This is a genomic window from Panacagrimonas perspica (assembly GCF_004364935.1).
GTDB lineage: Bacteria > Pseudomonadota > Gammaproteobacteria > Nevskiales > Nevskiaceae > Panacagrimonas > Panacagrimonas perspica.
Window position 1 is genome coordinate 65668 of record NZ_SOBT01000010.1, and the last position, 13443, is coordinate 79110.

At 66.2% G+C, this 13443-nt stretch carries 11 protein-coding genes; 1 reads left to right on the forward strand and 10 read right to left on the reverse strand.

Going from position 1 to position 13443, the window contains the following annotated elements; translation table 11 throughout:
* Positions 1-21: 21 nt before the first annotated feature.
* The gene (gene secA / locus DFR24_RS17020) at positions 22-2796 is read right to left on the reverse strand and encodes a preprotein translocase subunit SecA (RefSeq protein ID WP_133882640.1); all 2775 of its coding nucleotides are present in this window, start codon (positions 2794-2796) and stop codon (positions 22-24) included.
* Positions 2797-2952: 156 nt separating this feature from the next.
* Positions 2953-3891, reverse strand: coding sequence for a M23 family metallopeptidase (locus DFR24_RS17025; RefSeq protein WP_133882641.1), 939 nt, complete (start codon positions 3889-3891; stop codon positions 2953-2955).
* 35 nt (positions 3892-3926) lie between these two features.
* Between DFR24_RS17025 and DFR24_RS17030 the strand changes: the two genes are divergently transcribed.
* Positions 3927-4250 (forward strand): DciA family protein, encoded by a 324-nt coding sequence (locus DFR24_RS17030; protein WP_133882642.1) that lies wholly within the window; start codon positions 3927-3929, stop codon positions 4248-4250.
* Between the two features lie 95 nt (positions 4251-4345).
* On the opposite strand, the gene lpxC is transcribed toward DFR24_RS17030, so the two are convergent.
* From lpxC to murG, 8 genes are all read right to left on the reverse strand, one after another.
* Positions 4346-5263 (reverse strand): UDP-3-O-acyl-N-acetylglucosamine deacetylase, encoded by a 918-nt coding sequence (gene lpxC, locus DFR24_RS17035; protein ID WP_133882643.1) that lies wholly within the window; start codon positions 5261-5263, stop codon positions 4346-4348.
* A gap of 111 nt (positions 5264-5374) precedes the next feature.
* A complete protein-coding gene (ftsZ, locus tag DFR24_RS17040) occupies positions 5375-6592 on the reverse strand; it encodes a cell division protein FtsZ (RefSeq protein ID WP_246051692.1) in 1218 nt (405 codons plus the stop codon).
* A gap of 211 nt (positions 6593-6803) precedes the next feature.
* Positions 6804-8036: a cell division protein FtsA gene (gene ftsA, locus DFR24_RS17045; RefSeq protein ID WP_133882644.1), complete on the reverse strand. Its 1233-nt coding sequence runs from the start codon at positions 8034-8036 to the stop codon at positions 6804-6806.
* Complete coding sequence (locus tag DFR24_RS17050; RefSeq protein ID WP_133882645.1) at positions 8033-8779, reverse strand: cell division protein FtsQ/DivIB; 747 nt, start codon at positions 8777-8779, stop codon at positions 8033-8035. The genes ftsA and DFR24_RS17050 overlap by 4 nt, the downstream gene beginning before the upstream one ends.
* Positions 8776-9753, reverse strand: coding sequence for a D-alanine--D-alanine ligase (locus tag DFR24_RS17055; RefSeq protein ID WP_133882646.1), 978 nt, complete (start codon positions 9751-9753; stop codon positions 8776-8778). Before DFR24_RS17055 ends, DFR24_RS17050 begins: the two co-directional genes overlap by 4 nt.
* 85 nt (positions 9754-9838) lie before the next feature.
* On the reverse strand, positions 9839-10843 hold the full coding sequence (gene murB, locus DFR24_RS17060; RefSeq protein ID WP_133882647.1) for a UDP-N-acetylmuramate dehydrogenase: 1005 nt from the start codon (positions 10841-10843) through the stop codon (positions 9839-9841).
* Complete coding sequence (murC, locus tag DFR24_RS17065; RefSeq protein ID WP_133883093.1) at positions 10840-12258, reverse strand: UDP-N-acetylmuramate--L-alanine ligase; 1419 nt, start codon at positions 12256-12258, stop codon at positions 10840-10842. The genes murB and murC overlap by 4 nt, the downstream gene beginning before the upstream one ends.
* The gene (murG, locus tag DFR24_RS17070) at positions 12258-13376 is read right to left on the reverse strand and encodes an undecaprenyldiphospho-muramoylpentapeptide beta-N-acetylglucosaminyltransferase (protein WP_246051694.1); all 1119 of its coding nucleotides are present in this window, start codon (positions 13374-13376) and stop codon (positions 12258-12260) included. Before murG ends, murC begins: the two co-directional genes overlap by 1 nt.
* Positions 13377-13443: the final 67 nt, after the last annotated feature.

Genomic DNA, 13443 nt, shown 5'->3' on the forward strand with positions numbered 1-13443 from the left:
CGCGGGTCCGCGACCGCGCGATCAGGCCAGCTTGCCGTGGCAGCTCTTGTACTTCTGGCCCGAGCCGCAGGGACAGGGATCGTTGCGTCCGACCTTGCGCGTATCGCGCACGAAGGTGCCGGCCGCAGCCGGCGCGTGCGCCGGCTGCGCCTGAAGCGGGCGTCCGGCCGAGGCCGCGGGTGCCGGCACGCCGGCCGCCGGCTCGCCCGCAGCGACGTCCTGCAGGGCATCCGGGGCATTCGCATGCTGGAACTGCATCGGGCGCGCCTCGGCGGCACGACGCTTCTCCTCGATCGCCTGCACTTCTTCTTCGGTCTGGATCTGCACGCGACCCAGCACTGCGATCACCTCGTGCTTGAAGCGCGCGAGCATGTCGTTGAACATCGTGAACGCTTCGCGCTTGAACTCCTGCTTCGGATCCTTCTGCGCGTAGCCGCGCAGATGAATGCCCTGGCGCATGTAGTCCGTCGCGGCGAGATGCTCCTGCCAGAATTTGTCGAGCACCTGCAGCGAGATCGCTTTCTCGAAATGCTCGAGGACCGGCGCGCCGACCTTCTCGCGCTTGATCGAATACGCGTCGGCCAGTCGATCGGCGATTCGCGCACGCAGCTTCTTCTCGTCGAGATCCTGCTCCTGCTCCAGCCACTCCTTGATGGGAAGCGGCAGGTTGAAATCCTTCTTCAGGGCTTCCTCGAGACCCGCGATGTTCCACTGGTCTTCCACCGACTGCGGCGGCAGATGGACATCGATGACGCTCTGGATGACATCGCCGCGAATCTCGTCGATCAGCGGCGTCACGCGCTCGGCGCCCATCAGCTCGTCGCGCAACTCGTAGATCGCCTTGCGCTGATCGTTGGCGACGTTGTCGTACTCGAGCAGGTTCTTGCGGATGTCGAAGTTGTGCCCTTCGACCTTGCGCTGCGCGGTTTCGATGGCACGCGTGACCCATCGATGCTCGATGGCCTCGCCCGGTTGCATGCCCAGGCCCATCAGCATCGCGCGCATGCGCGGCGGCGTGAAGATGCGCATCAGCGTGTCGTCGAGCGACAGGTAGAAGCGCGAAGCGCCTGGATCGCCCTGGCGGCCGGAACGACCGCGCAGCTGGTTGTCGATACGCCGCGATTCGTGGCGCTCCGATCCGATGACGAGCAGGCCGCCGGAGGCCAGCACGTCGTCATGCCGCTTCTGCCAGGCCGCTTTGGCGCTCGCGCGCGCCGCGGCGTCGTCTTCGGGGATCAGCGCAAGCTCCGACTCGAGCGAGCCACCGAGCACGATGTCGGTGCCGCGACCCGCCATGTTGGTGGCGATGGTCACGCCGCCCGGACGTCCGGCCTGCGCGACGATCTCGGCCTCGCGCTCATGCTGCTTGGCGTTGAGGACCTCGTGCGTGATGCCTTCCTTCTGCAGCAGGCCCGACAGCAATTCGGAGGTCTCGATGCTCGCGGTACCCACCAGGATCGGCTGCTGCTTCTGATGCGCCGTCTTGATGTCGCCGATCACGGCCTCGAATTTCTCCTTGGCGGAGATGAACACCTGGTCGCCGCGATCGTCACGGATCATCGGGCGGTTGGTCGGGATCACGACCACTTCAAGACCGTAGATGCTCTGGAACTCGAACGCCTCGGTGTCCGCGGTACCGGTCATGCCGGACAGCTTCTTGTAGAGGCGGAAGTAGTTCTGGAACGTGATGCTCGCCAGCGTCTGGTTTTCCTGCTGGATCTTGACGCTTTCCTTGGCCTCGATGGCCTGGTGCAGGCCGTCGGACCAGCGCCGCCCGGCCATCATGCGGCCGGTGAACTCGTCGATGATCACGATCTGGCCGTTGCGGACGATGTACTCCACGTCCTTGCGGTACAGGTGATGCGCACGCAGCAGCGCATTGGTGTGATGCATCAGGATGATGTTGGCGGCGTCGTAGAGGCTGTCGTCCTCGCTGAGCAGCCCGTTGCTGCGCATCAGGTCCTCGAGCTTCTCGTGGCCGGCCTCGGACAGATGGACCTGGCGCGACTTCTCGTCGGCCCAGAAATCGCCCTCGCCTTCCTCTTCCTTCTGGCGGACGAGCTTGCCCATGAACGCGTTGATCTTGCGATACAGCTCGGGATCGTCGTCCGTGGCGCCGCTGATGATCAGCGGCGTGCGCGCCTCGTCGATCAGGATCGAGTCGACCTCGTCGATGATCGCGTAGTGCTGGCCGCGCTGGACCTTGTCCTTGAGCGCGAAGGCCATGTTGTCGCGCAGGTAATCGAAGCCCAGTTCGTTGTTGGTGGCGTACGTGATGTCGCAGGCGTAGGCCTCGCGCTTCTCGGCCTGGCTCTGGCCGGACACGATCACGCCGACGCTGAGCCCGAGGAAGCGGAAGATCCGTCCCATCCAGTCCGCGTCGCGACGGGCCAGGTAGTCGTTGACGGTGACGACGTGAACGCCCTTGCCTTCCAGCGCGTTCAGGTAGGCACCGAGCGTGGCGACCAGCGTCTTGCCTTCGCCGGTCCGCATCTCGGCGATCTTGCCTTCGTTGAGGACCGCACCGCCGATGAGCTGCACATCGAAGTGGCGCATCCCCAGCACACGCTTGCCGGCCTCGCGCACGCAGGCGAAGGCCTCGGGTTGAATCTGCTTGAGCGTTTCGCCCTGAGCGAGCCGTTCACGGAAGCGCAGCGTGTACTCCGCGAGGTCCGCGTCGCTCAACGCAGCGAACTTCGATTCGAAGTCGCCGACGGATTTCACGAGCCCGCGGAAGCCGCGGACGATACGCTGGTTGCGGCTGCCGAATAGGCGCGCCAGCCAGTTGTTGGGCATGAGGACCTTGGGTTTCGGCTTGCGCCGGGGTACGGGCCAAAAATCGCCGCGTATTATGCCCTTGGTGGGCGCAGATCGCCGACGTTCAAGGGCAAGGACGATCGGGGATGACGAAGCGGGAGGTCGCCGGGACGTTCGCGGGCCTCGATTCGCGCGCTATTGCGCGGCCTGGATGTACTGCGCCGGATTCACCACATAGCCGTTGAGGAGGACTTCGAAGTGGACATGCGGGCCAGTGGACCGCCCGCTGTTGCCCACCGTCGCGACCTTCTGCCCCTTGTCGACCTTCTCGCCGGCCTTCACCAGCACCTGCGAGTTGTGACCGTAACGCGTGACGTATCCGTTGCCGTGGTTGATCTCGACGAGCAGGCCGTAGCCATCCTGCGGGCCGGCCTCGGTCACCACACCAGCGGCGACGGACAGCACGTCGGAGCCGTTGGGCGCGGCAAAGTCGATGCCTTCGTGAAGCGTGCGACGACCGCTGAACGGGTCGGCACGCCAGCCGTATACCGACGACATGTAGCCGTTGGCCACCGGCCAGCCCGAGGGCTTGAGTTCGCGCTGCATGCGGCCCGCGACGAGGATGTCCTCGAGCACCTGCATCTGGCGTTCGCGCGCGAGCAGCCTTTCTTCGAATGCTTCGAGCGCACCGAGCACCGGATCACCGTCGAAGTGCTGGGGTTCCGAGATGGACTCGGGTCCGCCGACCGCGGGCGGTTCCGCGAAGTTGAATTCGCCGGGGTCGAGACCGGCGATCTCGGTCATGCGGCTGCCGGCGGCGTCGAGGCGCAGGATGTGCGCCTGCAGCAGCGCGACACGCTGGGACAGGGCGCGCGTGTTCTCTTCGGCCACGGCCTTGGCCTGGATCAGTTCCTCGCGCTGTTCGCCGATCTGGCGTGTCCAGAGCTGCGCGAGCTCGGCGGGGATGCTGGCTCCATCCGAGCCACCACCGCGCACGGCCCATCCGATCAGCCCCGCGGTCGCGGTCACGGCGCCCAGAAGGAACACGGCAGGGATCCACAGCAAAACGTTTCGCGGCGTGAGCGCGAAACGCCAGGTGCGCCGCCGGTCGCGGCTGAATACGATGATGTCCATTACTTGGGAATGCCTCTTTCGGCCCAGACCGTCTCGTGACCCCTTCGGATCCCGCCCTTTTGCTCAGCCGGCTGCTCCAGCAGCCCGGCGACTTCGAGACTCTCCTCCAACGCGTCCAGCGCATCGAAACGCTGGATCGCGCAGTGCATCAATGGATTGTTGAACCCTGGCTATCGGCGATACGTGTCGCCAATTTGCGGGGGGATACGCTGGTCGTGTTTTCCGAAAGTGCTGCTGCAGCCACGATGCTGCGTTATCGACGTGATGACTTGATGAGCTACCTGCGGCAGCGACATGGCCTGGTCGTCAGTCGGATCGAGACGAAGGTCAGGCCTGGGGCCGCACGGCGCCGAGTCTAAGCGCGGCCCAAAATGATCCGCAACCGCCGAGCGGACGGCCCGCGCGGCCGCTCACGACCATTCGTTGTCGTACGGAAGCGGTCGACGGAACGCCCTCAAGCACCCGCCAGGGCCCCGCGAACGTAGGCGATCGGCGCGGGGCGCCGCTCGTCCTCGAAGGTCACGTACTCCCAGGCCGCGGGATCGGCGAGCAGCGCGCGCAGCAGCTTGTTGTTGAGCGCATGGCCGGATTTGTGGGCCGTATAGGCCCCGATGATGCTGTGGCCCGCCAGATACAGGTCGCCGATCGCGTCGAGGATCTTGTGGCGAACGAGCTCGTCCTCGTAGCGCAGGCCGTCCTGGTTGACGATGCGGAACTCGTCGAGCGCCACGACGTTGTCGAGACTGGCGCCCAGGCCCAGGTTGTTCGCACGGAGCTGATCGAGCTCGCGCATGAATCCGAAGGTTCGGGCCCGGGCCACTTCCTGCACATACGAGGTCGACGAAAAATCGACGACCGCCGACTGCAGGCCCGACTTGAACACCGGGTGCTTGAACTCGACGCTGAAGCTCAAGCGGTAACCGTCGAAAGGCTCGAAGCGGGCGAACTTGTCGCCGTCCTGCACCTGCACCGGCTGCTTGATGCGGATGAACTTCTTCGGCGCGTCCTGCTCGTGGATGCCGGCCGACTGGATCAGGAACACGAACGGGCTGGAGCTGCCGTCCATGATCGGCGTCTCGGCTGCCGACAGCTCCACCACGCAGTTGTCGATTCCCAGGCCCGCCAGCGCCGACATCAGGTGCTCGACGGTGCCCACCTTCGCGCCGTCCTTGACCAGGTTGCTCGACAGCATCGTCTCGCGGACGAGCTCGGCGTTGGCCGGGATCTCGACCGGCGGCGTCAGATCGACCCGTCGAAACAGGATTCCGGTGTCGGGTCCGGCCGGCAGCAGCGACATGAACACGCGGCTGCCCGAATGCAGGCCGATGCCGGCTGCTCGAACCGCTTGTTTCAGGGTGCGCTGTCTGACCATCGAGGTGTCGGGGCCCGGAAGTAGGAACGGGAGCCGGATTAGGGCTCCCGTCCGACATCAGATGCTAGCACCGGTTCCGGCCCGATCCCGGGCCGGAGCGGCCATTCCGTATCAGTCCGCCTGCTGGCGCAGGAACGTCGGAATGTTCAGCACGCTTTCATCCAGCGAGCTGAGCCAGGCCGGCGCGTTGCCGCCGCTGGCCGCCTTCTTCTGCTGGCGTTCGAACGCCGGCTTCTCGTAGTCGATCTTGGTCGGGACGATCAGCGGCGGAATCACCGGCTCGAGCCGCGGGCTGTTGATCGAGACCACCTTCTGCGCCGGCTGGATCGTCTTCTCGACGGACGCCACGTGCTTGGAACCGAGGCCGGTGGCAACCACCGTGACGCGCAGGTCTTCGCCGAGCGACTCGTCGATCGAAATACCGAACTTCATGTCGACGTCGGCGTTGCCGATCTCGTTGACACGTTCCATCACCAGGGTCAGCTCCTTCTTCTTCAGCGAGCCGTTGTGGGTGAGGGTGACCAGGATGCCCTTGGCGTCGTGCAATTCGATGTCGTCGATCAAGGGGCAGGACAACGCCGCCTCGACGGCTGCGATCGCACGGTTCTCGCCGTTGCCGATGCCGATGCCCATCATTGCCATGCCGCGGTTGGACATCACCGTGCGTACGTCGGCGAAGTCAACGCTGATCTCGCCCGGGCTCGTGATGATGCCGCTGATGCCCTGAACCGCATTCTTCAGAACTTCGTCCGCCTTCTTGTGGCACTCGACGACGGTCATGTCCTCGGGCAGCACGAGCTGCAGCTTCTCGTTGGGAATCACGATCAGCGAATCGACGAGGTTGCGCAGCTCCTGCAGACCGCGATCTGCGACGTGACGCCGCTTGACCGGCTCGAAGGCGTAGGGCTTGGTCACCACCGCCACGGTGAGGATGCCGAGTTCCTTGGCGATCTCCGCGATGACCGGCGCAGCACCGGTGCCGGTGCCGCCGCCCATGCCCGCCGTTATGAACAGCAGGTCGGTGCCTTCGATCATCTCGCGGATCAGGTCCTTCGACTCCATCGCCGCCTCTCGGCCGCGCGCCGGATCGCTGCCCGCGCCGAGACCACGCGAGGAACGCGGTCCAAGCTGAAGGATGTTCGTTGTCTTGCACTTTTCGAGGTGCCGACGGTCGGTGTTCGCGGCGATCAGCTCCACGCCTTCGATTTCCGCCATGACCATTTCGTTGACCGAGTTGCAGCCACCGCCACCGACGCCAATCACGCGAATGACTGCGTCCATCGGCTGGCCGTCCACGATCTCGTACATCTCGTTGGTCCGTGTATTCATGTCACCTCCGCCCGTTCGCCTGCTCGTTTGTCCCGTCTCTCCGATTTGTGAGAACAAATCGAATTTGACGATGAAGTTTAACTGTTCAGAAGTGTACTACTTGACAAAACAATTGCAATACTTCTCACACATCTTTCTTGCGAAATATTTCAGGACCGCTCGGGCAAATATCCAAACTCCGGAAACCCGTTAACCACGACTCTTCGAATTCTCAAAAATTGCCCTTGAACCACGTGCTCACCCGGTCCATCCAGAATGCGGCAGTGCGGTTCTCGTTCACCGGCATCCGCACGTTGTTCTGCGAGCGCGCGTAGATCAGCAGCCCCACCGCCGTCGCATAGGCCGGGCTGCGCGCCACGTCGCGCACACCGGTGACTTCGTGTGGCGGCCCCAGGCGCGTCGGCAGTTCGAAGACCTCCTCGGCCAGCTCCGGCACACCGGGCATCATCGAAGCGGCGCCCGTGAGCACGACGCCGCCGGCGATCGCGTCATACCAGTCGGCGCGATGAAGCTCCTTGCGCACGAAACGGAACAGTTCCTCGTAGCGCGGCCGGATCACTTCCGAGAGCGTCAGGCGCGACAACCGGCGCGGCGGGCCCTCGCCCACGCTGGGCACCTGGATTTCCTCGTCTTCCGTGATGAGCTGCGGCAGGGCGCAGCCGTACTTGATCTTGATTTCCTCGGCCGCCTGCGTCGGCGTGCGAAACGCAACGCTGATGTCGTTGGTGACCTGTTCGCCAGCGATCGGCAGCACCGCCGTGTGGCGCACCGAGCCGCCCTTGAACACCGCGATATCCGACGTGCCGCCGCCGATGTCGACCATGCAGATCCCAAGGTCCTTCTCGTCGGGCAGCAGCACCGCGCTGCTCGAGGCGATGTGCTGCAGGCACAGCTTGTCGACGTGGATGCCGCAGGACTCGACGCACTTCTGCAGGTTCTGCGCGGCCGACATCGAGCCGGTGACGATGTGGACCTTGGCCTCCAGCCGCACGCCGAACATGCCCTCGGGCTTGAGGATGCCCTCCTGGTTGTCGACGACGAATTCCTGCGGCAACACGTGGATGACCTTCTGGTCGGCAGGAATCGCGATGGCGCGACCGGCCTCGATCACCTTCTCCACGTCGCGGTGCGACACCTCGCGCGAACTGACCGGGACCACGCCCACCGAGTTGTGGCTCTTGATGTGGGCACCGGACAGGCCCACGTACGCGCTCTGCACCCGCGCATTGGCCATCATCTCGGCTTCCTCGACCGCGCGCCGGATCGACTGCACCGTCGCATCGATGTTGATCACCACCCCGCGCTTGAGTCCCCGCGAAGGCTGCTGACCCAGGCCGACCACCTCGATCTGCCCGCCCGGCATCACCTCGCCGATCACGCACACCACCTTCGACGTACCCACGTCGAGGCCCATCAACAGATTGCGGGATTCGCGCTTGCTCATTTGCCTTCTCCGGTTGCCTCGGCCTCGCGCCAACCGACGGCGAACCCGTTTGTGTAGCGAATATCCACGTACCGCACTTCCGCCCAGCGCGTGCCGATCGACCGCTGTGCGGCGCCCGTCAGCATCGGCAGGCGCTCGTCCGGCGGGTCCTGCCCAAATCGCAGCTCGATGCCCGATGCGGTCAGCGCGGTCCATTCACCGCGCGCGTCGAGTTGCAGGCCGATCAGCGCGAGCGGCGTGCCTGCAAGTCCCGGCGAGATCCGCCGCCAGGCCTGCTCGACCTCGGCCTCGTGCCCGGCGCTGCCGCCCAGCAGCGGCAGCCCGGTGGGAATTTCCGCCGCGCGCGGCGTGAACGAATGGGCCTGCGTATCGATCAGCCCGTCCTGGTTCCAGCGCGCGAAGGCGGTGCGCTCGGTGATGTGCATCGAGATCGCACCCGGCCATCGGCGCTCGGCGCGCACGCTGGCGACCCAGGGCAGCTTGGCCACCGCGTCGCGCATCGCATTGATGTCGGCCGTGAAGAAGCTCGTGGTCAGGAACGGCGCCGCGGCGACGCGAACGTCCTCGACGCTCAAGCGCTCGAAATCGCCGCGCACTTCGAGCTGGGTCAGCGGCGCGTCGTCGGGCACCAGCGCCACGAGTCCGATCGTGACCAGCACGATCATCAACGCCGGCAACGCACCACGCGGAAGCCGCAGGCTGGGCCATTCGGGCATGCGCGGTAGCGCCTCGAGCAGGTTCATGCGGAGAGTTCCGGATCCAGCGTGGTTTCGAGGATCGCCCAGCACAGGTCCTCGAAATTCATGCCGACCGCGCGTGCGGCCATCGGCACCAGCGAATGCGATGTCATGCCCGGCACGAGGTTGGCCTCGAGCAGCCAGATGCGCTGCTGCCGATCGAGCAGAAAATCCACCCGGCCCCATCCACGGGCGCCGAGCAGTTCGAAGGCCTGGGCGCAGATCTGCCGGGCCTGGGCTTCGAGAGCCTCGGGCAGACCGCTCGGGCAGTGATAAGCCGTGTCGTTCGAGATGTACTTGGCGTGGTAATCGTAGAACTCGCCGTCCGGCTCGATCCGGATCGTCGGCAAAGCCTCGCCGTCGAGGATCGCGCAGGTGTACTCGGCCTTCTTCTGGCCGCTGTCGATGAAGCGCTCGGCCATGACCACTCGCGAAGAATCGCCGCGCGCCAGCGCCAGCGCGGCGTCGAGCTCGTCTTCACTCTTCACCTTGGTGATGCCGACGCTGGATCCCTCTTCCGACGGCTTGACGATGAAGGGATAGCCGAGCGCAGCGGCAGCGGCGCGCAGCTCCTGGATCGTGCGGATCAGGAAATAGTCGGGTGTCGGCAGGCCCTCGGCCTTCCACATGCGCTTGGAGCGCAGCTTGTCCATCGCCAGTGCCGACGCCAGCACGCGGCTGCCGGTGTACGGCAGGCCGATCAGGTCGAGAACAGCCTGCAAGGTGCCGTCTTCGCCGCCGGTGCCATGCATGACATTGAAGGCACGATCGAAACCCTGTGCCTTGAGCCCATGCAGCATGTCCTTCTGTGCATCGACCGCGTGCGCATCGATGCCGCGCGAAAGCAGCGCCGCGTGAACGGCCTGTCCGCTCCACATCGACACTTCGCGTTCGGCCGACCAGCCGCCCATCAGCACGGCAACCCTGCCGAAGGCCTTGGAGTCGCTGACGCGACGACGCGTACCGGGGATCACGGACATACCTTTGTCTTCCAGCAGAGACTCGAAGGCCTGCGCGAACGAATCGCCCTGCCCTCACGTTGTGCGACATCCCATCGTCGGGCGCTCATTCGGGCTCCCCCACGATGCGAACCTCGGTGTTCAGCTCGACACCGGTTCGCTCGAACACGACGGTGCGAATCTGCTCGATCAGCTTTTCCACGTCGGCCGCACTGGCGCCTTCTTCGGTCAGGATGAAATTCGAATGCAGCACCGAAACCTCGGCGCCGCCGATCCGATGTCCTTTCAGACCACAGCTTTCGATCAATCGTGCGGCGAAATCGCCCGGCGGATTTCTGAACGTGCTGCCCGCGCTCGGCTTGCCGACCGGCTGCGTCGCCTTGCGCAGCGCCAGCCATTCACGCGTCGCGCGCTCGTGCTCTCCGTCCTTGTCCGGCCAGGTCAGGAAACGCGCACCGAGAAATCCGGCCACGCCCGGCGGCGCATCGATATGCCGATACGCGTGGTGGAATTCCGCAGCGTCGAGCCAGGCAGTGCGTCCGTCGACGTACAGCACTTCGACAGCCGCGACCTGTGGCCAGGTCTCACTGCCCCAGGCGCCAGCGTTCATCGCCAGCGCGCCGCCGACCGTGCCCGGGATGCCGGCCATGAATCCGAGGCCCGCACGCGCGCGCTGTTGAGCGAACTTCGCGAGGCGCGCGCAATGCACGCCAGCCTCCGCGTAGATCTCCAGCGGTCCGGCCTCGACCAGTCCGTCGAGCGCGTTGTGCAGGGAGATGGCCGTGCCCGGCCAGCCGCCGTCACGCACCAGCAGGTTGCTGCCCAGGCCCAGCCACAGCAGCGGCTCGCCCGCGGGCAGGCCGCGTACGAACGCGATCAGATCCTCGCGATCGGCGGGCTCGAAATAGTGTCGCGCAGGTCCGCCCACGCGCCAGCTCGTGTGGCGCGACATCGGCTCGTTCTCGATCAGCAGGCCGCGCGGCGCCTGCGGTCCGCGCGTCACCGGAATCGAGGCCCGCGCGGAGGCGGAGCGCGCGGCCTTGCGGCGCTTGCGCACCTCCGCCGAGATCGTCGCCTTCTTCTTGCCGATGCTCTTGCGGGGCGGGGTCATGCCGTCACCCCGAATTTCTGGACGAGCATCGCGGGTGCGCCGCCGATGTCGCCGGCACCGATCGTCAGCAGAAGGTCGCCATCGCGCAGCACGCCCTCGACCGCTTCGGGCAGTTCCGCGACCGACTTCAGGTAGACCGGCTCGACCTTGCCGCGCGCTCGAATGCCGCGTGCGAGGCTCTTGCTGTCGGCACCGGCGATCGCCGCTTCACCCGCCGCGTAGACCTCCAGCAGCAGCAGCGCATCGGCGGTCGACAACACTTCGCAGAAATTGTCGAACAGGTCCCGCGTGCGGGTGTAGCGATGCGGCTGGAACGCCACGACCAGTCGCTTGTCCGGGTGCGCGGCGCGCATGGCCTGGAAAGTCGCGGCGAGTTCGCGCGGGTGATGGCCGTAATCGTCGACCAGCCAGGCACGCGACGCGCCCACGGTGATCCAGCCGTGCGGCTCGCAGCGGCGGCCGATGCCCTGGAATTCCAGCAGCGCTTTGCGGATCGCCGGCAGCGACACGCCCAGTTCCCGCGCGATCGCAACAGCGGCGAGCGCGTTCTGCACGTTGTGCAGACCGGGCAGGTTCAGATGCAGTTTCTCGCGCGTGCCGTCGCGCCAGACCGCGGTGAAGTCGTGTCCGTGTCCGCTGGCGGTGACGTTCTCGGCTCGCAGGTCGGCGTCGGCGTTCAGGCCATAGGTCAGGGTCGGGCGGCCGATCTTCTCGATGATCTCGCGCACGAATTCGTCGTCGGTGCACATCACCGCCAGGCCGTAGAACGGCAGGCGCTGCAGGAACTCGACGAACGTGTGCTTCAGGCGCTCGAAGTCGCCACCGTAGGTTTCGAGATGATCCGCGTCGATGTTGGTGACGGCCGCGATCATCGGCGTCAGGTGCAGGAACGAGGCATCGCTCTCGTCCGCCTCGGCCACGAGGTACTGGCCGCTGCCGAGCCGTGCGTTCGTATCCGCACTCTTGACCTTGCCGCCGACGACGAAGGTCGGATCCAGGCCGCCTTCGGCGAGCACGGCGGCGACGAGGCTCGTCGTCGTGGTCTTGCCGTGCGTGCCCGCGATGGCGATGCCGTGCCGGAAGCGCATCAGTTCCGCCAGCATCTCGGCGCGACGCACGATCGGGATGCGCTGCGCACGCGCGTACTCGAGCTCGGGATTGCCGGCCTTCACCGCGGTGGAGACGACCAGCACGTCGGCACCTTCGGCGTTGGATTCCGCGTGACCGAGGAAGACCTTGGCGCCGAGCGATGCCAGGCGCCGGGTCGCGGCGCTTTCCTTCAGGTCGGTGCCGGAGACGGTGTAGCCGAGATTGATCAGCACCTCGGCGATGCCGGCCATGCCGCTGCCGCCGATACCGAGCATGTGGATGCGGCGCACGCGGCGCATCGCGGGGCTGGCGATGTGCGGCGTCATCATGGCGCGACTCCGGCCGCGGCAAGACAGGCGTCAGCAATCGAATCCGTGGCACGCGTCCATGCGGCGGCGCGCGCGGCCTGGGCCATCGCGATCAGGCGGGCGCGATCCGACAGCAGGTCCTCGATCTCCTGCGCCAGCCGCTGCGGCGTCAGGTCGGCCTCCTGCACCAGGCGCGCGGCGCCCACGTCGACGAGGTGCTCGCCGTTGCGCGTCTGGTGATCGTCGACGGCGTGCGGGAACGGCACGAGCAGCGCAGGGCAACCCGCGGCCGAGAGTTCGGCGATGGTCGAAGCACCGGCGCGGCAGACGACGAGATCCGCCTGCGCGTAGGCCGCCGGCATGTCGGTGATGAAGGCTTCGACGCGCGCTTCGATACCCGCCTTGGCGTACGACTGCTGCGCGAGTTCGAGCGTGCGGCCGGCCTGATGGCGCACTTCGGGGCGACGTTCGATCGGAATCAACGCGAGCGCCTGCGGCACGCGTTCGTTGAGCGCACGTGCGCCCTGGCTGCCGCCGAGCACGAGCATCTGCGCGGGGCCGGCGTCGCGATCACCGATGCGCTGTGCCGGCGCGTCGAGTTCGGCGAAGCCCTGGCGCACCGGATTGCCCACCGTCTCGCCGCGCGCGAACGTCTTCGGAAACGCTTCGAGCACCGTGCGCGCAACGCGCGACAGCAAGCGGTTGGTCAGGCCCGGCGCAGCATTCTGTTCGTGGATCACCAGCGGGATGCGCTGCAGCCACGCGGCTAGGCCGCCCGGGCCGGAAGCGAAGCCGCCCATGCCGAGGACGGCATGCGGCTGCTGTCTTGCGAGGATCTTCCAGGCCTGGACGACCGCGCGCAGCAGGCGCAGCGGCGCGCCGAGCAAGGTCAGCGCACCCTTGCCGCGTAGGCCGGTGATCTGCACGAACTCCATCGCGTAGCCCTGAGCAGGCACGGTGCGCGACTCGAACGAATCCGGCGCGCCCATCCACACCACTTCGTGTCCGCGACGGCGAAGCTCGTGCGCGACGGCGAGCGCCGGAAACACGTGGCCGCCGGTGCCACCGGCCATGACGACGAACTTGCGCACCTGTGGGGTCATGATCCGCGCCTCGCCGCGCGTTCCGCGGCCCATGCACGGTCCTCGCAGTTCACGCGCAGGATCAGCACCGCCTCCACGATCGAGGAAAAACCGCGACCTG

Excerpts from the sequence above, each read along its gene's own strand:
- secA (WP_133882640.1), bottom strand. The coding sequence starts at position 2,796 with ATGCCCAACAACTGGCTGGCGCGCCTATTCGGCAGCCGCAACCAGCGT.
- DFR24_RS17025 (WP_133882641.1), bottom strand. The coding sequence starts at position 3,891 with ATGGACATCATCGTATTCAGCCGCGACCGGCGGCGCACCTGGCGTTTC.
- lpxC (WP_133882643.1), bottom strand. The coding sequence starts at position 5,263 with ATGGTCAGACAGCGCACCCTGAAACAAGCGGTTCGAGCAGCCGGCATC.
- ftsZ (WP_246051692.1), bottom strand. The coding sequence starts at position 6,592 with ATGAATACACGGACCAACGAGATGTACGAGATCGTGGACGGCCAGCCG.
- ftsA (WP_133882644.1), bottom strand. The coding sequence starts at position 8,036 with ATGAGCAAGCGCGAATCCCGCAATCTGTTGATGGGCCTCGACGTGGGT.
- DFR24_RS17050 (WP_133882645.1), bottom strand. The coding sequence starts at position 8,779 with ATGAACCTGCTCGAGGCGCTACCGCGCATGCCCGAATGGCCCAGCCTG.
- DFR24_RS17055 (WP_133882646.1), bottom strand. The coding sequence starts at position 9,753 with ATGTCCGTGATCCCCGGTACGCGTCGTCGCGTCAGCGACTCCAAGGCC.
- murB (WP_133882647.1), bottom strand. The coding sequence starts at position 10,843 with ATGACCCCGCCCCGCAAGAGCATCGGCAAGAAGAAGGCGACGATCTCG.
- murC (WP_133883093.1), bottom strand. The coding sequence starts at position 12,258 with ATGACGCCGCACATCGCCAGCCCCGCGATGCGCCGCGTGCGCCGCATC.
- murG (WP_246051694.1), bottom strand. The coding sequence starts at position 13,376 with ATGGGCCGCGGAACGCGCGGCGAGGCGCGGATCATGACCCCACAGGTG.